Source organism: Desulfosporosinus sp. Sb-LF (assembly GCF_004766055.1).
Lineage (GTDB): Bacteria > Bacillota > Desulfitobacteriia > Desulfitobacteriales > Desulfitobacteriaceae > Desulfosporosinus.
The window spans coordinates 245,810-267,556 of the sequence record NZ_SPQR01000008.1 but is presented as its reverse complement, the minus strand read 5'-3'; the positions used below and the strand labels follow the sequence as shown (position 1 = coordinate 267,556).

The window sequence follows — 21,747 nt, the reverse complement described above, 5'->3', positions numbered from 1 at the left end:
CTCATTGGCTGTCCTTGTTGTTTAGTTTTCAAAGACCATGGTTTAAACTTTGTTTCCAGCACCCGTTTGGGCCGGAATCACATCTTAGCATTTTCAACTCACGTTGTCAATAACTGATTGCTTTGGTCTCGATCGAAAAGTTCGAAGGTTCATCTCCTAGCCAATTCAATCTCTGTGAGCCGTTTGGCGCTTTGTTAGTATACAACCTTTAGTTTGTAATGTCTACTGTATTTTTTATCCATAACTGCCCATGGAAATATTAATAGATTAGTAGGAAATTACCCTAATACAATATCAGCTCAAAGCCTCCTGTTGCAGAGACCGTTTATTGTGGCGTAAAAAACGGGTGTGCCTAATTTACCTATTACTAGATTTTTAAGCAAAACCCAAATCACACAACTGGCTTTTTTCGACATCATTTCGGCGCGAATTATGGGTGAGATTTTAGGTAATGCAATTTATATTGAATTATTTATCTAGAACTAAGCCAAGATAGAAGTTAAGAAATCAAAAGAATGGACAAGCGTAAAATGAAAATTTCAAGCTTAAAATCAGTTAAACCGATACACAGTTTCCTTCTAACAAGTTTAGTCTTAGTGTTTATATGGTCTGCTTATAAGCCTTACCAATTGGGCACTTGGTTTTTAGAGGTTACTCCGGTTGTTTTGGGAGCATTTATTATTATTTATACCTATAACAAGTTCCGTCTCACCACCCCAGTTTACTTGCTTCTATGTTTGGGTGCAATAATAGTCCTCATCGGTGGGCATTACACTTATGGCAAAGTGCCACTATTTAACTGGCTAAAGGATTCTTTTTATCTTGGGAGAAATTACTATGATCGGTTTGGGCATTTTATAAATGGTTTCGTTTGGGCCCTTACTTTAAGGGAAATCCTGCTGCGAATATCTTCCTTCCAAAAGGGAAACTGCTTATAATCATTGTTCTCGGATTAGTTCTTGGGGTAAGTTCTCTTTATGAATTAGTTGAGTGGTGCGCGGCAATAATGTTGGGCGGAGGCGCAGAGGCTTTCCTTGGGCTTCAGGGAGATATTTGGGACACACATTGGGACATGTTTCTTGCATTAGCAGGGGCTATAATTTGCTTGTTAAGTTTGTCCTCGACTCATGACCAATTTTTAATTGACGAAATCAAAGTTAAGTAGCATAGTTTAGAGCTAAACAAATTGTTGTTAATTGCTCGTAGAAGGGTTGTACCCAATGTCATTAGACTTTGAAAAGCTGTGTTGGTATCATTCATAGTCAAATGAATCCCACTGGTAACTCACTAAGTTGGTGACTATGGTACAAAAACTAATCCTGCTCAAATAACCTTAGTGCTTTTTGGAACCTAGGATAAAACGCCTTTTACCTCTTTAAAAACAGTTTGATGTATGTGATTGTAAATCTTGATCATATGTCAGAAACTCTTTATTCTAGCTGATACACCCTACCCCTTCCTCCAGTGGCAAGAAAAAGCAAAATAAAACTGCCAATAAATAGTTTCAAATCCAGCATTCAACTCACCTATCGAAGCTATCCAAGACATTTACAAATGTATAAATTTTCTTTAAACATCATGCCCCAGAATATTTCTAGAGCATGATGTTTAAACAATATAGTCCAATACAGTTAACTATTTTGGTATCCTGTTATGAACCAACCCTTGTTCACGCGACTTCACTTGTTCTTACCCTTTTTCTTTCGATTTTCCTTTTCGTGGTCCAGCCCCTTTATTTTGTCCTTTTCCTGGTCCATTTCCAGTGTCTTGATCATTATTATTACCCATAATTTAGAAGCCTCCCTTAAAATAAACTTATGACTTTTATAGGATAACCTAAAGTGAAAAAAGGATGTTGGATATTTATGGTAATTATATCTAAATAACACTAATACCTATGGTAAATGTATCCTATGAGTTATGACGCGCTAAAATGCCCACATTTTCGAATATATAAGCTTTTGATTGAATAATTGGCCTTTATCAAGGTATTTAGGGGGGCCTAATAGATTAGACTCTTTAGCCTTCTACCAGAGCAGAGCAGCCCTGCTCTTTCCTCTCCTCAGTGCATGGCTATATGTCTGTCGGTGGTTGAAGGGGTTTGTCCGCAGGTCTACATCATTGTAATCTCCGGTTTCAGATAGATTTCACGGTTATGTATTAAATAATAGTCAACAATCCCAGCTAAACTCTTTCTAGCACCGGAATCCGTATGTTCAATGGGAAGACCATTCACATTGGCACTCGTCATACAGCAAAAACAGAGCCAAAAGGCTCTATTTACGAAATTGCATTTTCATTGCTTGGAAGGAATGGGGAGCCGTCCATGATATGGTTTTGTTCTCTTGTCAATGTAGGCCTCCTCCCTCTCTAGATTGAGATTGAGCAGCAAAAAAGGAACCCTTTCGAGTTCCTTGGAAATCAATCCTTTGCTATGGTTGTGCAGGCTAGCTTTATTTGCATCATCTTAAAGGTATTTTATATATACGCAAAGTTACTTAACGATAAAAAAGGAGGGTGCAAGGCGTTCACCGTACTGACTCGACGGATGATTAACTATCTGGTTGTCATAATAGAGAACGGTTGAGGCTCCGCCGTCAAGATTGGCGACGTTATAGGCACCGTATTTAAGCATGATATCTTGTACATCTTTAAGCGTCGCGCCTATAGAACCGATCTGGCGTCCGTCGATAACCAACATCAATATAGTCCCGTCCTGAGCTTGTCCAATTGCGGTCCTTGGAGCAATGCCCCATCCCCCGTCTCCATGTGTGATCGCTGGCTTACCGTTGACGACAAGAAATGGACTGAACGTGACCGCATCCCGTATACCCAGCTGCTTGATTTGGGCCTGAGTATAATGACCAAGAACTAGGACATTGCTGCGGTTCAGGCCGATAATATCATACGTTGTCACTGGTTCTTTGTAAAGAGTACTACCCCCTGAGATGAGGATGCCCAAAGGGTGACCGCCGTTTCCGTTTCCCTGTGGGTCATCAAACATCCCCCCATTGATAACTGCGACAGCCCCAGTTTCCTTGGCAATGTCTTCTGCTTTTTCTCCCTTCTTGCCAAGATAATGCGTCGCCGCCACCTTGACGCGTGCAGGGTTATTAACTTTTAGCAAGTATCCTTTAAACCCCTTCTGACTGACGTCGATGAGTTCTGTTCCATTATTACTGCCACTTCTGAGCATATTAATACTCGAAGGATTAGAGTTGCCTAGAATAGCGGCATCATTGCTTTGCTGTATTCTTTTAATCTCTGCATCATTAAAAAACCAGGTCGCCAGGTACTGGTGGTTCATGGTCGTCATGGCACTTGTCACCCATAAGCTGCGAAGCATCTCAAACGGTTGAAGCGATGAGTAGAGAAACCCCATAAAAAATAAGAAAAAAATAGTGAAAAGACTTACGATCCATGCCATAAGGCGCCTCAACCGCTTTTTCTTTCGGCTGTAGTGATGGACCCCTGCAGGTTTTCGGTAGAGTCGTGGCTGCATTATCGCGTTCGAAGAACTGGGAATCCCTGTACTACCCATGTTACCACCATCTCCTAAAAAATGAGATTACTCATCAAATTCCTATCATAATATACACCTTTCTTACGAAGTATTGATATATATAAATAATGGAAATGGCTTTTATCTAGGGTCCTTTTGCCTAAATCTAATACACTATTCTGAAAAAACAGCCTTCTTTTCGCACATATATGTATATGTTTGCAGAAAGAGTGCAACCCCCTAACAAAGAGTTCCCTCAAACTAGTGTCCGAGGGAACATAACATACAATATATAAATTACCTAAAACCCTAAAACTCCTTGATACCAAGCTACTTTCTCTTTATCAACACGACTGTCTTCACGTGCACCCTAGGACGTAGTCCTAGGGTGCACGCTATACCCTGCTAAAAATATTATTTCTTTTTTGGAGTTATAACCATCCCAATTGCCATGATAACGCAGAAAATAATAAGATAGAAGAAGACAGCCTTGCCATGGGCATAGCATGCAGCAATTACCATGAAGACACAGGCGCAGATAGCAAGTGACGGCATGAGGAAACGTTTAAAGAAGTTTAGTGACTGCTCTTTTATCATCATCATAATGAAAATAGGGATATACATAGCATAGATGGTAACAATGGGAAGTTCAGAGCTATCAAAACTAAACGGCCCAAACCAACTGACAGGTGCCAGATTTGCGCCAAAGAAGTACAACAGCCAAACACCGCTTAGCAGAACCCCTAAAATAGAGGAGTTCGTCGGCATATTGGTGTTGACATCGACGCATTTAAAAATTTTCGGTTCAGGACCCATCTCTCTAGCTGCTAAAGAGTAGAAACCGCGGGTGCAGCCCATCATCAAACCATTTAAAGTTCCCAAGCAAGAAATTACCACGAATACGAACAGAACTGTACCTCCCATGTTAGTGAATACAGTGGAAAATGCCAGCCTTGCTCCCGCTTCGCCGCCTTTCATCATAACGCTGTTATTAACAGCCCCGGCAAGTCCTGTATAATACAGAATGTAAATCAGAGCAACAAACAGTGTTCCAAAGGTAAGTGCTAACGGCAGGTTTTTCTTAGCATCCTTCAGTTCAGCATTGATACTGGTTGCAATAATCCATCCTTCATAAGCGAAAGCCGTAGCAACAACAGCGGTAAAAAGCGGGTAGTTGCTACTCACATTAGCAATGACACCACTCGTGAAGTTACTAACCAAAATACCGTTTCTTAGACCCACGATTGTCCCGACAACGGCCATCAGAGCAAGAGGTATAATCTTGATCATGGTGGTCGAGACCTGGAACTTACCTGCAAGCTTTGGTGAAAGGGCGTTTAAAGCAAAGCTTCCAACCAGAAAAAACCCAGAAATGGCCATCGCTTCAGCGCCAACTATATTCCATCCTAACAAAACACATGTGTATCTAGCAGAAACCCATGCAAGTACGGAGGTTAGAGTTGGATAATAAATAGCAGCCATGAACCAACCAATAAAATAAGCGTACTTACTACCAATAGTTGCTTCAGCGTAGTCAACGATACCATTCACTTTCTCATATCGAGTGGCCATCGTTGCGAAAACATAAGCACAGACAATCATGATTAATCCACCAATGATCCAGGCCAAGATACCCTGTGGAAGATTGCCACCGGTAGCGGTTAAAACTTTCTCCGCTTTAAAAAATACGCCGCTACCAATTACAATACCAACAACCATTGCAATAGCAGTCAAAAGGCCGTATTTTTTTTCTAATCCGTTTTCCATCTTTAAATCTCCTCATTCTTTTTTTAGAAAAAACTATATATAACAACTTGAAATTAACTGTAACATAATGCCGTCAAAAAATAAACGTAGTCTTGAATTTTTTATCGTTAAAGTTATTTAGGTCCAATAATTGATTAAAAGCTGCTTTCATACCCTAAAGCTGTGATACTCATAGATGCTTTACCGAAAACTTAGACGACCAAATCCATCAAAACATAAATCAAAGCTTCGGTTGCTCGGATGGCTTTATTCTTAAGTATCAGAAGCATCAAAAGACATAATAATGGTACAACGCCAAAATTGCCCCTAAAATTCCCAACATAATATGTTGGGGCAAAGAGCCATAATACTTATCATAAGGGTATGTAATGGTTGAGCCAAGATTTATATATGCTCTTTGCCGGGTATATATGGGTCGGCCAAAGATTATATGCAGGTGGTAAAACGCTTGTCTATTGATTATGGTCGAAAGACCCTAGTTAGGTAATCAGCGATCTATACTGGTGTTAGATAGATCATTACGTGCTCTTATATACCTTTAAAAGTTAGTAAGGATTTTTCATAGTGGCTTTTTATTTGCCTAATTACTTAAATACAATAGATTAAAATGTCCCTATAATCCCGAATCTCATTCGTTTTGAAATAACACAACAAAGCCCCCTTTTAAACAGGCGGCTTTGTTGTGTTATTTGAACCCAATCCAGCAACATTCTTGGTACGCTACCTATTTTACACTCCTGGTATTAATAAGATTTGTCCTGGATAAATAAGATCTGGGTTATGCAAGTTGTTTCCAAGGATAATGGCTTGCATTGTCGTCCCATAGCGTTTTGCGATTTTATAAACGCTATCCCCTTTTTTCACTACATATACTTCGTGTGTTGGAGTTGGAACAGGGGCCGGCATTGGCATCGGGCAATGATGCTGCATCATTGGTTCCTCGTAAGATGGGCAAGGCATAGGACAACAGGGATCAAAATCGAGGTGTTGGTACCCCCCAGGTGCTCCATGCATTCCGGGCATCATTCCACCCATACCTGGCGCGAGAGTTGGATTATAAGCAACGGAACGTAATTCCATATTATTTTCCTCCTTAACTAATCAAAAGCTTTTTGACATTAATGCCAAGCTTCTTCTTTCTTCTATTAATAACAATATATGGAATACAAGGAATATAGTGTTTGTACCTTTTAAATTGGTATAATTAATTCTATTGCTATAACCCAGCGACCGATGCTCAAATATGCAGGAAAATATTATCACATATTAAGGAGATAATTCATTAAAACAACAGAACAAGGATTAGCTTAACGGGAGCTCCTATTAACTAAGAAAAACTAGATATTGTCCATCATAACATCAAACTCTGGCTATTTGTTATTCCATATTGTTACACATAACCCATACTTTGCATATTATGTATTATCTCTTAACAAAGGAGGAAATTCAAATGGCATTTGGTAACGTTGATGGGGTAGGCTGCGGATGTGGAAAGGGCTTTGGCGCAGGGATCGCGGCAGTTGTTGTTATAATTCTTCTTCTGATCGCAATGGGAATCGTATTCTAATTTAGAAAGGTGGAACTTCTTATGTACGGTATGGGTTATGGTGGAATGAGCGGAGCATGTTGTCCTCGACCTGTTGCTCCCGTTGCGCCTTATGGCGTTGGCGCAGGTGTCGGTGTCGCTATCATTGCAGTAGCAATTTTGATTCTTATCGCTTTAGGCGTGATCTTCTAAAAAACTCTTATGAACTGGCTACCACCCGAAAAGGTGGTAGCTTTTAATTATTTATGACGTATCCGCAGGGAGCACGCGTAAGAAATCCAGAAAACATAAAAAGGCCCCCACCGATACCGATGAGATTGACCGGGCATGCCTTAGACGGGATGATTGCGTTAGGACGGTCGGACAAATCTACAGATTCGCAAGGCCGCCTGACTTCTGACAGGCGGCCTTATTGTTGTTAGTCACTATTTAAAGTTCTTAGTGGTAGAATTTCCTCGCATATCGATTTCGATCAGCCTCTCTACTGTATCGCCTCTGCAGCCAATTAAATAACTGGTGAGGTTTGCGGATGAACAAGTGTGATTAGGAATTATTTCTACCTTATCGCCAACCTTCAGTGTTGTGGAACCTTTAATATGGAATTTGGCAACTTCTTCAGAAAGGCTGTAAACAGTGAGTTCAGGATGCCCTTTTACATAACCATATCCCTTTATTGCAGTGTTACCGTGAGCACCTTGATCAAGTCCTAAACATTTGGCACCAGCATCGCAAATAAACACATCATCGGATGGATAAGAAATAACCGTGGCGTACACCGAAAGAGCGCACTCAGACTCTTTGGCAGTATTTGTTGACATCTGAATATTGTCATTAAACACGTAATTACCAGGATGGAATACATTGATGTTTTCATCGGAAACAGATCCAATGAAGGTTGGCGTGGAACCGCTGGTAATTAACTCAAGAGTATAGCCTGCAGCCTTGAGTGAATCTACAGCTTTTTTAATTGCACTCTTTTCTTGGTCGATATATTGTTGAATATCTTCATGCTTTATAGCAGAGTAGACATTGCCAGGATGCGTAGAAATACCCTTCAATACCAGAGCTTTAAATTCCTTTAAGGAATCTGCAAAAACGTCTACCTTATCCGGTGAAATCCCGAAACGATGAAATCCACAGTCAATGATGATTGTGTAATTCACCTTTACACCTGCTGATTTTGCCGCTTCATTGAGCATTTTGGCTCCATCATAGTTATCAATGCGGGCAATAAAGTGGCATTTTTTAGCCAGTTCGATCACCCTTTGAATGCTAACATCACTGGCGACCGGGTAGGCGTACATTATGTTTTTTACCCCTAACTCGCAAATACCTTCACATTCATCAAGCGTACCACAAACAAACCCGGTTGAACCTGCAGCTTCCTGCATTTTCACTATTTCTGTGCTCTTATGTGTTTTAATCATCGGCCACAGTTGTTTTCCATTTATATTACATAATGATTGGAACCTTTTTATATTGTAATCTAGAATATCGAGATCAACTAAAATAGCAGGTGTTTGAAGTTCTGTCTTTTTCATTCCAAAATCCCTCCTTATTTTTCATTGACCCTACATATTCTTTCACAGTGGCAAAGGGATGGCGGAGTCTGGGGTGACTGAAACTGTACCCATTTCAACGAGCTACGTTTAATTGTGTACTAATTCTGAACCTACTGAACTTTATTTTGATTCCTTGATTGCAAAACTTCTCTTCGTATTCTGTCATGATATTCCCGTGGAAATCGCTCTGGTATAAATCATAAGTCCTATACAGTTCTTTAAAACCTGCAACTTCGAAATACTCAAGACTATCTGCAAAAAGTAATTCATCGTCAGTTTTGAACCATATTTCCGATCCATTCTTTAAAAAATTTTGATATAGTCTAAGGAAATTAGGATGGGTTAACCTTCTTTTATGATGTCTTTTGTTTGGCCATGGATTACAAAAGTTAATATGAATTTTCTCAATTTCATCTTGGGCAAAGATGTCTCCGATGTTCTCAATATATATTGGAATAACTTTTATATTATTCAGGTGGCTTTCATTGGCTTTTCTTAAGACATGAACCAAAAGTTCATTATGGGCATCAAGCGCAATATAGTTGATATTTGTATTCATCCTTGCTAGTTGGTTAATAAAACGTCCACGACCACATCCCAATTCCAGATGGATTGGATGATCATTGCCGAAGAACCCTTTCCATTTTCCTTTGTACTCCTTAGGGGTAAAAATGACCTTATGATCTTTTTCTAATTCGGGCTTAGCCCACCACTTTTTTCTGAGTCGCATTTGAACTTTCTCCTCTTTTAACCGAAGATGTCTAATGTGCCATCCATCTCTGATTGACTATTTATAACCATCTATTATTTTTCGATTATACCACTGAATACCTAGTGATAGAATAAAAATCAGCGATTTATCTATCAGTTACGTTACCTAAGAAACGGGTAAGATTAGGTACGTTGTTTCACATAAAACAACGCACCTGTCTTACCCAAAAGAGAAAGGATCAAAGAGTTATCCCAATAAACCTCATGAGTGATCATAGGTCTTGCCGAAATGCCACGGTGGGCAGTTAGCGAAGATTTTGCTTTTACTGCCAGGTCACTTTCAACGGATTTCTGTCGACTAACCGTCTATAAGTAAATTGGGGATATCCCACCATCAGTGCTCCAGTGACCGCCATTTCTTCCTTTAGACCTAAGAGGCTAATTAGCGGCTGATAACCGCTAGAGGCACACATTTCAAAGAACCCAGCCCAACACGATCCCAATTCGATAGCCGGAGCATAAAGTTCGGCATAAGCCAGAGAAAAATGTGAATTATCTCGACCGCGGGGCAGAAAGTTCCTCGCCGATATAGCCACAACCAGACACGGTGCATCGCGCAAAATAACATCTTCACCGGTTTTACGATAATTGTCGATAGGCTGAGCATAATACGGCCCCCAGGGAGAACCAGTTTGTACTTGCTCTTCCATCCAGTCAATGACTAAAGATGTAATTTTACGCAGTGTGTCAGCTTTATCAATAACCTGATAAGACACACCCTGAGTGTTTCCGCCAGTCGGAGCTAACCTTGCGATATCAAGAAGCTGCAAGATTTTCTCCCGCGGCACTACCTCCTGCTTATAACAGCGAATTGAGCGCCGTGCTCGAAGAAAGCGGGCTGCCGTATCCGCGTCAAGGATAGGTACTTTTTCAAGCGATAACTGTTGGGCTAGTGGCGCCTTCATGTTATCTAATGCCGCCCAGGGACAAACAGCTACACAGTGGCCGCAGGCAATACAGTTTTCTCCTGTTGCTTCTGGTCCCTGATCCCCCATAGTAATAAATTTCGTAGGACAGACATTAACACAGAGGCTACAGCGGATACATTTTTCTTGGTTAACTTGAATCATATCCATATTTATCATCCCTTCTACTTTATCTTCACAAATAGCACACTGAGCCACACCTTGTCAATGGCAAAAATCCCACTACCTCCAAAACTGAACGTTAGCCATCACATTCTATTACTCTAGGCATAGAGGAAACCCCTCTTGAATTGTGTTAGTGTCTCTTGACACTTTCATCTTAACACGGTTCAAGAGGGGTTTAAGACTAAGCCTATCAAAAAGTGCGCTTATCGCTGCTTGGATAAAACCCTTAATATCATAAAGGTTTTCCTGCAAACTTCACCATTTGCATTAGCCAGCGTTAGAGCGAGATCAAAGGAGAGCTGCGGCCGTTTGAGATTAAGTTTGAGCTTGGAGCGCAAAAATGTTAGTGAAGTGATGAAGAAGACGTGTTTTTGGAAGATCCAAAAATTGCCCAAATTTACATTACTGAAATAAATAGCTTGTCATTGACAATGAACCCATTGCACATGAATCATTGAATATTGAAATCCGATCATCATCCTTTGACGCACCTAAAATATATAGCAGGGGATAAAAATGTTCCGGTGTAAAGAATGCTAATTTCGCAGATTGTCCTGCGTTCTCATAATTAATGACATCTTGATATTGCTTTTTGATTATTTTGTCCTTAATATAGCGATCAAAATCGACTGCCCAAGGATGACCACCTGCCATGCCCCAGTTTATCTTTTCAAGGTTATGGACAACATTTCCACTCCCTAATATTAAAACTTCCTTTTCACGCAGGGCACTGATTTCCTTTCCTATTTGAAAATGGGCCTCTGCATTTGCGCTGCTGTCCACGCTAAGCTGAAATACAGGTATGTCAGCCTCAGGGTACATATTAGAAAGCACAGACCATGTGCCATGGTCGTAACCCCAGCTGTTATCTATTTTTACATTTTTCTTAATTAAATCCTTGGTCAAATGGGCCAGTTCGGGTGAACCCTTTGCCTTGTACACGACCCCGTATAGTTCATCTGGAAATCCATACATGTCGTACACCATTTTGGGATGTTCTTCGTCCGTTATACTGCTTCCATTTGTATACCAATGAGCGGATATTGCAAGAATTGCTTTAGGCTTTGGGATTTCCCGGGCTATTTTCGCCCAATTCCTTGAATAATTATTGTCTTCAATTGCATTCATAGGGGAACCGTGCCCTACGAACAATACCGGCATCTTATTTATTGCGTTAGCCATAATCTCTCAACCTTCCAACTTTAAATATTATTTCAATAACATTTCTTACTTATCTGAGAATGTTATTGAAATATGTGTTGCGTCGCAAAATGGGCTATTTATTGATTCGCCACAGCGGCCTTTAACATTCTTGATCAGATGATAAGTGTTAAACTAGAACTAAGAAGCCCTAAAAAGAGTCTTTTTGATTTCTCATAATTAAACCTTTGGCAATCACCGATTGCACCACGGAAGCACATCAGCCGCCTGCCGGATTCTTTGTTATACATTCACATCCTGTATTTGCACCTGTGTGCCTTTTAATATCCTCTAAAGCTGAGCAACATCGTGCCTCAGCAACATGGTAAAGGATTTCTTCTTCTGTAACGTTTGCACAATAACAAATAGGGGTGGGGGAAGAAATATTCTTCTTAAACCATATTTTATTGATTAATTGCCCTTGGCGAATTATTTTCCCATTTTGTGTATAATAACCTGTTTCACATTCCGGGGTCCGGCATATGAAAAACTGTTCTCCATATATATCGGTCTTATCTTTCAATTGATGATCTACTGTAACGTTTTTTACCTTCTGACCCAGATTTCCGCATAGAGGGCATGGATTATTTACTTCAGGATTTATTTTAATTTCTAACAATCTGCACCACTCCCTCCGCAATATATAGTTTAAACTGTATATTATGCAATTGCAATTCAAGTCCGATAATAACCGTTAAATGGTAATGTCCTGCAAATTGAATAATTCATTTATAGATCAGGCGCAAACATTTCATAGGCATCCTCATAGTTTCTATAAAAGTAGATGTCCTTAATGTCAAAGCCGAAACATGCTTTAACCATGCGTATACTTTTGATTGACTTATAGTCTACAAATAAAACATCGTTGGGCTTTCCCTGGAAAAGCCCCTTAATGTAACTGCGCAAGCCTGAATTGCCCGCATTGTTAAAGAAGTAGTAATGTGTTTCAGGTTGCCTGGACATTACCCCTTTACTCAAACTCAAAGCAAGATTGCATTTTGCGTAAAGATCTTCAACCATCTGTTGACCTTTCGCTGGTTGGTTTTGTGTAAGACTTTCCAACAGCTGTTCCATCGAAAGTGTTTGAATGTTGGTTTGTAGTAGCAGTTGTCTGGTATTATCAAATAAAGCCTTAACGACCGCTTCTAAAAAGTTGCCGTTTTCTCGGAATACGGATAGATCGATATCTCGGAAAATCGTTGCAAATGCTTCATTGGCAATTTCTTTTTGGGTTTCATTTAACCGATCTTTAAATAAGTCGATGAGGGCGTCCTCACCCGCAGTCACAAGTTTTATCCGCTCTGTGTTACGAAGATCATCAAAAGCTTGTTCCAGACTTAGGATGTTCTCTTCCTCTGCAAGAATGATGGCATATAGATTACGGTTGTAAACAAGGTAACCCTTTAAGATTTCCCTTAGTTGGTCGTAAACAACGGCCCTTTGCAATAGCTCATATTTTACTTCAACTAAGCGCTGTAAAAAGTTATTTTTCTTGTTCCCGAATCCTAACAATCCTTTTTTGTCAGGCTCTATTTCCAGTCTTGCTATAGCCCATTGGGAAGCACGGTCTGCCCTCAGGCGTAAAGCGTCGCTCTGTGTCATTAACTCATTGATTTTTAACTCAAGGTGCTTAATAAGACTCTGCTTGTTGTTTTCTTCGTCAGATTTTAACAGTCGCTTAACAAAAAACAACCCCCGCCGTTCGTTTTGCAAATAACCTTTAATGATTTTCTTAAAACTCTCTAACTGCTTCGGAAGATAGTTTTCTGTAATTTGTTGGGCCGCCTTTATGATTCTTTCTTCAAAAATAAGTTTGGCATGATCACCAATTAGTAATTTCTCGACAGTATCCAAGGTTTCCGCTAGTAGTTCTTTAACGACTTTCTTTTCTAGGCGAAGGTGAAGTTCTTCGATTTCTTTGAGAGTCTCATGTACAGAAGAATAGACTTCGGACTCCAATGTCTCAATCCCGGAGTTGTTGATTTCCAATTCGCTCAATACCGATTCCCAGTCCTGACTGATGTAGCCCGCCTTGCTTTTGTTAACGTTACGGATCTTATTCAAAAGGTACCAGCAGGTATCGCTAAAGATTGGGGAGATCTTTAGCGATTTTTTGCTATAACCGATTGTGGCATAACGTGGCAGGCCATTGGCCACAGTTGGTGAAGGCATCTGAAGGGAATTATAAATTCTTGCTTCGTTAAATTGTGAACTACTCTTTAAATAGACTAAAGTGGCCAACATCTCCGCCACACGAAAGTCCCCATCGACGGTCTTTAGGATGGGAGAGAAATTTTCGTCAAAATCAGAGTACATGTAGGATATGGCAAAAACCGGCTTTTTACGAGAAACCCGGTTCGCTCTCCGCCCAGGAAAGTCCCCCAGGTCGATGTCAAATTTAAAGTCGGGAGACGACATAGATTTGATTTCTTGCCAAGCGGCAAAGACCTTAGCCTGTTCCTGTTTAGTTTTCAGCATGGCACTTTGAAAAAACAGGCCCGTAAATTCGATACCGGTATTCGCTACAAAAAAACTGTTAAGCTTGTCTTCCAACAAACACAGAAGCATTGGGCAGCTCGCAAATAAGTCCTCGGACAAATCGCTAACGACATAGATCTTAATCGTTGCACTGGTTCTTTCCATGACGTTTGTAAGTCTTGTGTTGAGCGCTTCCAAGGTTCTTACTATGTCGTCCTTTTTCTCCAGCAGTTTCCCTTGGACCCTATACCGTGGTATGCTGCAATCTTCCATAACGATATACTCAATCTGAGGATCCCTTTCCGGAAATTTGGCGTCGACCAAGGCTAGACCGGTATAGTCGTCAGAAAAAATCCCGATCGTATTGAGTTGCCTCATTATTCGGGAGACGGTTCTCGCTCCCTGGTTGCCTATACCCGCCAACAGCACACAAGAGTTGAGGTTGGGAGCTGCTCCCGGCTCTCCTCTATGCTCCAGTTCGAGATGCTCCTGGTCAATATATCTGCGGATTTGCTCGGCAAGTGCGGCCTTTACATCCAAGATATTGAGCATATCCTACCCTCCGCTCAGTAAACACTCGTCAAGAAGTTAACCCTGTCTAGAGCATCCGTCAAAAAGTCCAGGTACTTCTCGTCGACCGCTTTACCATCGAGTTTCTTATTATCAAAATAGGCCTTGATTCTTGCAAATTCTTCTCTTAGCTCGACCAAACGCTGTTTAATCTGGCTCGCATCCATCTGCTCCCGTTTCGCCCTGTCAGTACCTATTAATTTTTGGATTTGGCGTTCATTCTTTCCACGGTAAGTATCAAAGGCAACTAAATAGAAATCCTCATGTTCCAGCATATCCACTAAGGGAGTCCAAGCTTCCGCATCCAGGTCATTACGATAAAGCAGCTTGGGGCCTGCCCAGTATAGGGTTCCGCTTACCAAGGCCAAAATTAAATCATTCAGCCTCTCCCGCTTCAATTTTTCTTCCCGATTAATTGTTTCCAGTCTCTCAAGTTCTAGGTCTACGTGCTCAAGTTCATCGAGCTGCCGTTTTACAATTTCCGAGTAACTGGGTACCCGCAAAAAGTTGTCCTCCGCTGTTTCAAGATCGATACTTTGGAAAATTGGAATTCGTCGTACAGACAGGTCAAAAATCCGGGAACGATTCTGAACGGTTACCGTCGGAAGTTGCTTTATCGTAAACTTCGGTTTAACGTTACTGTCTTCTAGGATGATTCCAATTTCTAAAGCTCGCTTGAACAACTCCCTTTTGTCTCGATTCCTGTCCATTCGATTCGCTGGATCAGCCTTATCGGGAAAAGGCGAAGGAAAGGCACGCCATTCGTCGCGCAGGTGGATACCAGGGTCATTCGGGGCCCGGTATTCATACATCGCCTCTAGACTCCTAAGTCTACTGTAGGCAAAGAGGGGAACTCCAATCGAGGTGTTCACCCAGTATATGCTGTGTTTTACTTCGCTACTAGCGACTTGTTCCGGGGTACCTTTAACCTCAGCCTTTTCCATATAGTTTAAAAAGGCACTATGTAGTTTTTCGCAATTCTCCGGGATCGAAACTGTAAAGTGGGTGGGGAAGTCGTTCAAACTCGCGGTCACGGTGTTATCCATATGAAAAATCGGGGCTGAGCCACTATGTAATTTAGGACCAATTTCCAGTGATACGATCTCATCAAATGGCAGGTTTCCATAGTTCTCTTGCAAATAGGTTTCCAAGCTTTTTAGGGCCACCTCGCTGAACTTGTTGGAAACGAACGCTGACAGAATTCTAACAGCCTCTTTGCCCTGATTATCGATCCAAAAAACCGAATTTTTTTGCAGGTCTATCAAAAACTCCTGGGTTATATGGAGAATTTGTTCCCAGCTCCTATCATTGAACATTTCGCCAATTGCTTTGATCCAATCCTTTGGGTCAAGACCACTCCAGGTAGAAGCCTCAACGATCTCCGCATTGGCCTTCAAGACTTCCTTGAGTTGTTTGAGAAGATCAACCCAGACTTGGTAGGTTCCTGCGTTAAGCTCTCGAAGATCGTTAGCAAGTTCCTCATACATCGGCATTACAAGGTCATTGATTACTTTGGCCTTTAAGGCAGCTTTATACTCCTCAATCTTGGTCTGGACATACTTTTCCCAGTTGTTTTTACGACTGAAATTGAACAATGAAGGAAGGGTTTTTGAGAAGAGATTGGCTGCACTTTTTTTCCTTATCTGCCTTTCGCTCTCCTTGTTTTTCTGTTCCTGCTCAGCATCATGCATTAACTGATTAATTCTACGCAGAACACAATCTCCGACAGGTGAGAAGAGCAACCGGTTAACAAAAATCGGCCCCTTTTCTGGATTGACGAATAACTGATCTAGTTCTTTCCTAATTCTCTCCTTCAAATTTTCGGCAGCTTCCTTGGCATTAGATCTATTTTTGCTGTCTTGAAGGTGGTCTAGGAAAGCCCGCATTTCTTTTGTCAGCTGTCCATCCAGATCAACTTTTCCTGCGTTTTCAGTACTGTAGTAAGGATTTTGCTGCCACTCGGTTAAAAGGCTCAGACCGTCGGCAAAATAACGGTCGATTAAATCCTCATGACCCAACTCTAACTTTTCGAGAAAGGCACCTATGTCCCCTGCGCCTGGATCGTTCTCGTAAATGACGTTAATCCGCTCCATTAAAATGTAGGCGGCATAGTTCATCATTTGTTCGATTGGAATCTCATAGGAGCTAGCCCCAAGGATAAAGTACTCGTAATTAGCTTGAAATGGAGGTTTCATACCAGAAAAAACATTAAGTTTAATTTGATCCAGGTTAGACAAGAAAGCGGGCAGGGTAAACGTCGTGTTCTGAACCTTACCTTTACTGATAAAATGTACCAAGTTTTCACTGACGATTTCCATGCAGGTGCTTTTGAGGTCCGTTAATAAGACGTTATTCTTGTCAATCGAAGAAATCAGGTAACAGTAATCGTACGGAGTGGCAACGGAGCTGTGAGAGTAATTATTAGTATACTCCTGGACAAATGGCTGGCCGTGGTCTGTCATCCAGTAATCTAGTTCTTTCAGAGCCGCGAAGCCATTGGATTGGACAAAGTCGGCTTTGTTTTCCTTCATATTTACATCGGGCAAAAATAAATAGCCTATAATCTTTAGCCTATCTAAGGCACCAAGCTGCTGGGCAACACATCGGACAATATAGGGAATATCAATAAAGGTTCCGCCACCCGTGCCCCCGGATACACCACTTAATATAAAGACATAAAGATTACCTTTCTTACCTTGTAGTAGGCTGTTTAACTTACGCTCAATCATATTAACAACATCTGTAATCCGTAAGAATAAGGCTAATCGACCCATCTGGCGAATTCCATTAGCGCCTTGGTCAAAATCGTTCGGGCTCAAATTTGGACTTAACCAGTCCGTGATTGTGCGGGGCAGACCGGCCCGATTAGCTAGCATCCTGGGCACTGCAGGGGTATAAATCCGTAGAAACTCAGTCGAGGTGTTAAGCTCGATAGACCGGCCAGAATTTTTATCATCGTCATAAACTATATGCTCATCCGCATCCAAGCCAAGGTACTCAATATTTTCCGGTTTGTCTTTGTCGTGGCCGGTCGCACTGTCACGGGGCAAGTTAAAACGGCGGTAAACGGCATTCTTCACTTTGCTCAGAGCTGTTACACCTGTCCCCCCCAACCCAATGACTAGGATTGGATTAGGGATAGCATCAACCCTGGAAAGGTCACTGGTTATACCGCTTTTATTGAGCCGGAGCTGGTTGAGATTTTCCGCCAAACGCATATCCATTGCCCATACACCATCCTAGTTTTGTTTATAGATTTAAAACTCACTAAATCTCCCGAATACTTTAATTGAGTCTACAACCGCCACAACCCGAAGGGAACATCCATTGGTCAGTAGAACGATCTGTCCTGGTGCAACTTTATCTCCATTGACGCTCACTGATAAATCCTTACTGCCCGCTTCACTGTAGGTAAGGTAGACTCCTTGCGCCTTTCTTGCAATGACTATAGTGTTTAGCGTACTAGCGGGATTCTCTGCTAATTTACTTATGGTAACTGAAGTCCCGTAAGGAGCCAGAGTTTTGCTTTGCTGCATTTCTTCCACACCAGTTGTAGTATTTATGACTCTAAGATTGATTTTGCCGAAAAGAAGCTTGGGCTTGGCATTTTCAATTAACTTCGGAATCCCTTTCAGCAGGAGAATAACAAAGGCAGTCGCTCCTATGATCCCTAGCAAAGTGTAGAGAAGCTTTTTCCAGGGAATGAGGTTCTTAGGGGACGCCATTACCGGCACATTTTTCTCTGTAACCTGTATCGTTTGGGGACCACTCTTTCTGGTTAAGGCCTTTCCTTCTGCTAGCACATAGACGCTATAGTTTCCTGGTTGTTCGAACTTGATTTTCCCTTGATAATACTTTTCCCCGGCAGTAAGAGGTACTTTCTCTGAGGTATTGGCAGAACTATTCTCGACAACGGCCACTGCTGACATGTCCTTGTACAAGTTCTTATCCTCAATTGCCCTACCTTGTCGCATAAAGTTTACTTTCACTGGGATTTCCGCACCGGTAAAACTACTTGACGAAAGCTGATCCATGTGGATCACTAAATCATAGTTATAAAGCAGGCTGATCTTAATCTCGTCATTCCGGGTTCCCTTGACCATTAACTTCCATTGGCCTTGATTAGGATTTAGAATTTTATAGGACATATAATTCTGGGAGGGTGATGCGATAAACCTATCGTTGTCCCAGGAAGCCTCTGTACCATCTGGCTTAATTAACTTGACTAGTACATCCCTGTTCTTGTAAATCACGACATTGGCTTCTGCCACACTGCTATTAGTAACGTCAAAATCGTAGGTCTCAAAATTTCCACTCAAGGCATTCCTGTCCGAGCCGAGGGACAATAATTTGTAGCCCAGAGCATCCGTATAGACATTGCTGATTATATCCGGAAGATCGTTGGCCTTATCAACGATGTACGACTTACCTCCAGTCTCCTTTGCAATACGTGACAACATATTCTTATCGACGGAGCCATCTGCATTTAGGCCAATGGTATAGATGAGAATCTCCTTATTCTTGGCTATATCCAGAGCTTGTTTCATGTCACGTTGCGAAATATCTTGGTTTCTGTCACTTCCATTAAAATCGTTCTTCCCATCGGTTAAGAGTACTATGACCGGATTTTCTAACATCTGTAATCCGGCAAGCATCGAAACCCCTTCCTTAAGGCCGGTTGAACTATCGGTGCTTTGTCCTTTCGGCACACCTAACCCATCAATGTAAGATTTAAGTTTATTTTTTTCTCCTTGACCGTTTATATCGGTTATATCCAGTCGGTCGGTAACCTTATCTGTATATTGAACTAATCCAATCTTACTCCCATTTTGAACCATCAAATCAACGATTAACTTAGCAGCTTCCTGAGACAACCTATTCGGGTCTGATTGCTGTAAACTTCCCGTACGGTCCAGTACAATGACAAGATTCATAGTTTTCTTGCCGTTATCGCCGGAGGTGCTTTGTGCCATCACAGGATAAAGAGACATAGCTATTAGAAACATACTCAAGACTAAAAGCGCCGTAATTCTCTTTCCAGCGTTCATAAAATCATTCTCCCCCAGTGAGATTTGTCAGAAATGCTAATTTCTATTAACGTCAGGGGTTGTCTAAAAACTCAAGATAATAACATTGTATTTTCTAGATTTGTTAATATGAATGATTTGCTTTTTATCTTCCTTTTTTTAAAGGTGTTGGCTCTGTAGTTAGCTGTTTGTCTATAGAAATCTGTTCCGATGCACTTATGTACACTTCAGTGAGGAACCAATAGATTTCTCCATTGCCCATCTAACAAGCTTAATTCATAGAAAAAAGAACATTTCAGGCTGGTGAACTGAACCCTAAAATCGGACCAGTGAAAACAACAGACCCCCTATGGTAGAATAAACATCTATCATAGGGGGTCTGTGTATGGCTAAAAATGGGAGTAAGCATTTTGGGTTTTCTAGCAAAAAGTAATTAAACAACTCATAACTCGCCAACAACAATAAACAACGCCTAATTGAATCAGGGATAATACCCCGGAAAAAAGGTTGGCCACCCAAAAACGAGTTATTAACAGAGGGGTCAAAAGATAACGTTATTAAACAGCTGACTACAATTGTGATAGTATCGGAGGCACCATTAGCAATGGTTGCCAATGTTAGCCGTCACCACCAGCAAAGGTCACGCTACCCACGGTCGTAGTTGCCGACACAAGGTGTTTCTCTGTACCGTTTAGTTTGGTTTCTTAACCACGTCAATTACGGTTCCATCTCGGTACTCAACTATTGCGACAATTTTATCGGTTAACTCAATCGGTTCCGGCTTACCCGTTAAACGTTCTGCAATGTTTTTTAATTCTTCAATCGGGACGATCGGAAGGTCAGTTTCTTTAAGTTTTTCAATCAGATCTTGTCGTGCAGGATTAACCGCAATCCCACGTTCTGTGACAAGCACATCGATCGTCTCTCCTGGGGTGGTGATCGTGAATACTTGATCTTTAACAACGGGAAGGCGCCCCTTTGTTAAGTTCGTAACCACGATAGCAAGTTTTGAACCTGCGGCAGTATCATTATGCCCACCTGAAGCCCCAATAATGATCCCGTCAGAACCTGTAACTACATTCACGTTAAAGTTGGTATCAATCTCAGTAGCTCCTAGAATCATTACATCTAGATTATTAACGACTGCACCTTTGTTATGCGGGTTTCCATAGAGTGAACCGCTCATTTTTTGGTGTTTAACATTATCACGCATTGAAGCAATCGCTTTTAAGTCAAAGCACTGAACATCAAAAAGTGCACGGAAAAGCCCCTCGTTGAGCATATCGACCATGTAACCAGTGATTCCACCAGCTGCAAAGCTTCCAACCACGTTTTTTTCCTTCATGAACCTCCGAACTTCAGCGGCAACGGCTAAGGAAGTTCCGCCTGCACCAGTCTGAAAGGACATACCCTCTTTGATATATCCTGTTGCTTCAATCACTTGAGCCGCAAGTTTGGCAATACGTAAACCTACGGGATCTTTGGTAACCGTTAGAGTTCCAGAGACGATTCCATTCGGATCACCAATCGATTCGACCTTCACGACATAATCCACAAAATCTTGAGTAATCTCGATGGGGAAAGCCGGGTAGGGCACGAGATTATCCGTAACAGCAACGACACAATCCGCATACTGTGCATCTGGAATTGCATAAGCCAACGTTCCGCAAGCGGATTTCCCCTGAACTCCGTTCATATTGCCATAAAAATCTGCGATTGGTGCAGCGATAAAGGCAATATCGATATGCAAGTCTCCACTCTCAATAGCCCGAGGCCGCCCCCCATGACTCATTAGAACAGCTGGCTTTTTTAAGAATCCTTTAGAAATAGCCGTTGCTACAGGCCCTGGGGCGATGTAGTTTACCGAAATTCCGGTAATAATTCCACGTTTAATATACTCGACAAGTGGTTCATGGATCTTGAAAATACCGGTAGCAGCAACCGTAATATCTTTAACTCCTCGTTTCGCAATAGCCTCCATGACTAGATTGATCACGAAGTCTCCATTTCTCAGATGATGGTGGAAGGAAACCGTCATGCCATCCTTAATTCCGACTTTGTCCAGAACCTCATCGATGGTTTCCACGAGTTTGTTCTCACCCGGTTTTACGGAATGTAGTTTCACAGATGTTTTAGAGCGTTCACCATAATTAGCAAAAGCGCCCCCAAAGGGTTTCACTTGGCCATAGCCCTCTATTTGTTCTGGAATTTCACGTCCTGCACTATTTTTCAT

At 41.5% G+C, this 21,747-nt stretch carries 17 protein-coding genes; 4 read left to right on the top strand and 13 right to left on the bottom strand.

The window, feature by feature from the left end; genetic code table 11:
- Nucleotides 1-348 precede the first annotated feature (348 nt).
- The 3 genes from E4K68_RS21665 to E4K68_RS21655 are packed head-to-tail and all read left to right on the top strand — an operon-like array spanning nt 349 to nt 1,165.
- Nucleotides 349-480, top strand: coding sequence for a hypothetical protein (locus E4K68_RS21665; RefSeq protein ID WP_348982864.1), 132 nt, complete (start codon nt 349-351; stop codon nt 478-480).
- 35 nt (nt 481-515) lie between these two features.
- On the top strand, nt 516-938 hold the full coding sequence (locus tag E4K68_RS21660) for a DUF2238 domain-containing protein (RefSeq protein ID WP_348982863.1): 423 nt from the start codon (nt 516-518) through the stop codon (nt 936-938).
- Nucleotides 872-1,165 (top strand): DUF2238 domain-containing protein, encoded by a 294-nt coding sequence (locus E4K68_RS21655; protein ID WP_348982862.1) that lies wholly within the window; start codon nt 872-874, stop codon nt 1,163-1,165. Before E4K68_RS21660 ends, E4K68_RS21655 begins: the two co-directional genes overlap by 67 nt.
- 948 nt (nt 1,166-2,113) lie before the next feature.
- Here the strand turns inward: E4K68_RS21655 and E4K68_RS20410 are convergent.
- The 4 genes from E4K68_RS20410 to E4K68_RS14060 all read right to left on the bottom strand — a co-directional run bounded on the left by E4K68_RS20410 (nt 2,114) and on the right by E4K68_RS14060 (nt 6,349).
- On the bottom strand, nt 2,114-2,251 hold the full coding sequence (locus E4K68_RS20410; protein ID WP_158291427.1) for a hypothetical protein: 138 nt from the start codon (nt 2,249-2,251) through the stop codon (nt 2,114-2,116).
- Between the two features lie 243 nt (nt 2,252-2,494).
- Nucleotides 2,495-3,541, bottom strand: a complete 1,047-nt coding sequence (locus E4K68_RS14070) for a phosphodiester glycosidase family protein (protein ID WP_135379561.1) — start codon at nt 3,539-3,541, stop codon at nt 2,495-2,497.
- Between the two features lie 375 nt (nt 3,542-3,916).
- Nucleotides 3,917-5,269, bottom strand: coding sequence for an amino acid permease (locus E4K68_RS14065; protein WP_135379560.1), 1,353 nt, complete (start codon nt 5,267-5,269; stop codon nt 3,917-3,919).
- A gap of 729 nt (nt 5,270-5,998) precedes the next feature.
- Complete coding sequence (locus tag E4K68_RS14060; RefSeq protein ID WP_135379559.1) at nt 5,999-6,349, bottom strand: LysM peptidoglycan-binding domain-containing protein; 351 nt, start codon at nt 6,347-6,349, stop codon at nt 5,999-6,001.
- A 508-nt stretch (nt 6,350-6,857) separates the two neighbouring features.
- Between E4K68_RS14060 and E4K68_RS20680 the strand changes: the two genes are divergently transcribed.
- Nucleotides 6,858-7,007, top strand: a complete 150-nt coding sequence (locus E4K68_RS20680; protein ID WP_199241773.1) for a hypothetical protein — start codon at nt 6,858-6,860, stop codon at nt 7,005-7,007.
- Between the two features lie 233 nt (nt 7,008-7,240).
- Here the strand turns inward: E4K68_RS20680 and E4K68_RS14055 are convergent, their stop codons facing one another.
- The 9 genes from E4K68_RS14055 to citF form a co-directional block, all read right to left on the bottom strand.
- Nucleotides 7,241-8,356, bottom strand: a complete 1,116-nt coding sequence (locus tag E4K68_RS14055; protein ID WP_135379558.1) for an alanine racemase — start codon at nt 8,354-8,356, stop codon at nt 7,241-7,243.
- Nucleotides 8,357-8,450: 94 nt separating this feature from the next.
- Nucleotides 8,451-9,107, bottom strand: a complete 657-nt coding sequence (gene trmB / locus E4K68_RS14050; protein WP_135379557.1) for a tRNA (guanosine(46)-N7)-methyltransferase TrmB — start codon at nt 9,105-9,107, stop codon at nt 8,451-8,453.
- A gap of 304 nt (nt 9,108-9,411) precedes the next feature.
- Nucleotides 9,412-10,224 carry a nitroreductase family protein gene (locus E4K68_RS14045; protein ID WP_135379556.1) on the bottom strand — a complete coding sequence of 271 codons (813 nt, stop codon included), beginning with the start codon at nt 10,222-10,224 and terminating at the stop codon, nt 9,412-9,414.
- A gap of 417 nt (nt 10,225-10,641) precedes the next feature.
- Nucleotides 10,642-11,421, bottom strand: a complete 780-nt coding sequence (gene ygiD / locus E4K68_RS14040; RefSeq protein ID WP_199241772.1) for a 4,5-DOPA dioxygenase extradiol — start codon at nt 11,419-11,421, stop codon at nt 10,642-10,644.
- Between the two features lie 169 nt (nt 11,422-11,590).
- Nucleotides 11,591-12,058: a (2Fe-2S)-binding protein gene (locus E4K68_RS14035; RefSeq protein WP_282432993.1), complete on the bottom strand. Its 468-nt coding sequence runs from the start codon at nt 12,056-12,058 to the stop codon at nt 11,591-11,593.
- 110 nt (nt 12,059-12,168) lie between these two features.
- Entirely contained in the window at nt 12,169-14,469 is a 2,301-nt protein-coding gene (locus E4K68_RS14030) for a hypothetical protein (RefSeq protein WP_135379554.1), read from the bottom strand.
- A gap of 14 nt (nt 14,470-14,483) precedes the next feature.
- Nucleotides 14,484-17,711 (bottom strand): tubulin-like doman-containing protein, encoded by a 3,228-nt coding sequence (locus E4K68_RS14025; RefSeq protein WP_135379553.1) that lies wholly within the window; start codon nt 17,709-17,711, stop codon nt 14,484-14,486.
- A gap of 33 nt (nt 17,712-17,744) precedes the next feature.
- Nucleotides 17,745-19,535, bottom strand: coding sequence for a VWA domain-containing protein (locus E4K68_RS14020; protein ID WP_135379552.1), 1,791 nt, complete (start codon nt 19,533-19,535; stop codon nt 17,745-17,747).
- A 670-nt stretch (nt 19,536-20,205) separates the two neighbouring features.
- The gene (gene citF / locus E4K68_RS14015) at nt 20,206-21,747 is read right to left on the bottom strand and encodes a citrate lyase subunit alpha (protein ID WP_135379551.1); all 1,542 of its coding nucleotides are present in this window, start codon (nt 21,745-21,747) and stop codon (nt 20,206-20,208) included.

Excerpts from the sequence above, each read along its gene's own strand:
- E4K68_RS14070 (WP_135379561.1), bottom strand. The coding sequence starts at position 3,541 with ATGGGTAGTACAGGGATTCCCAGTTCTTCGAACGCGATAATGCAGCCA.
- E4K68_RS14065 (WP_135379560.1), bottom strand. The coding sequence starts at position 5,269 with ATGGAAAACGGATTAGAAAAAAAATACGGCCTTTTGACTGCTATTGCA.
- E4K68_RS14055 (WP_135379558.1), bottom strand. The coding sequence starts at position 8,356 with ATGAAAAAGACAGAACTTCAAACACCTGCTATTTTAGTTGATCTCGAT.
- trmB (WP_135379557.1), bottom strand. The coding sequence starts at position 9,107 with ATGCGACTCAGAAAAAAGTGGTGGGCTAAGCCCGAATTAGAAAAAGAT.
- E4K68_RS20410 (WP_158291427.1), bottom strand. The coding sequence starts at position 2,251 with ATGACGAGTGCCAATGTGAATGGTCTTCCCATTGAACATACGGATTCC.
- E4K68_RS14025 (WP_135379553.1), bottom strand. The coding sequence starts at position 17,711 with ATGGATATGCGTTTGGCGGAAAATCTCAACCAGCTCCGGCTCAATAAA.
- E4K68_RS14030 (WP_135379554.1), bottom strand. The coding sequence starts at position 14,469 with ATGCTCAATATCTTGGATGTAAAGGCCGCACTTGCCGAGCAAATCCGC.
- ygiD (WP_199241772.1), bottom strand. The coding sequence starts at position 11,421 with ATGGCTAACGCAATAAATAAGATGCCGGTATTGTTCGTAGGGCACGGT.
- E4K68_RS14060 (WP_135379559.1), bottom strand. The coding sequence starts at position 6,349 with ATGGAATTACGTTCCGTTGCTTATAATCCAACTCTCGCGCCAGGTATG.
- E4K68_RS14045 (WP_135379556.1), bottom strand. The coding sequence starts at position 10,224 with ATGGATATGATTCAAGTTAACCAAGAAAAATGTATCCGCTGTAGCCTC.
- E4K68_RS14020 (WP_135379552.1), bottom strand. The coding sequence starts at position 19,535 with ATGAACGCTGGAAAGAGAATTACGGCGCTTTTAGTCTTGAGTATGTTT.
- E4K68_RS20680 (WP_199241773.1), top strand. The coding sequence starts at position 6,858 with ATGTACGGTATGGGTTATGGTGGAATGAGCGGAGCATGTTGTCCTCGA.
- citF (WP_135379551.1), bottom strand. The coding sequence starts at position 21,747 with ATGAAAAATAGTGCAGGACGTGAAATTCCAGAACAAATAGAGGGCTAT.
- E4K68_RS21660 (WP_348982863.1), top strand. The coding sequence starts at position 516 with ATGGACAAGCGTAAAATGAAAATTTCAAGCTTAAAATCAGTTAAACCG.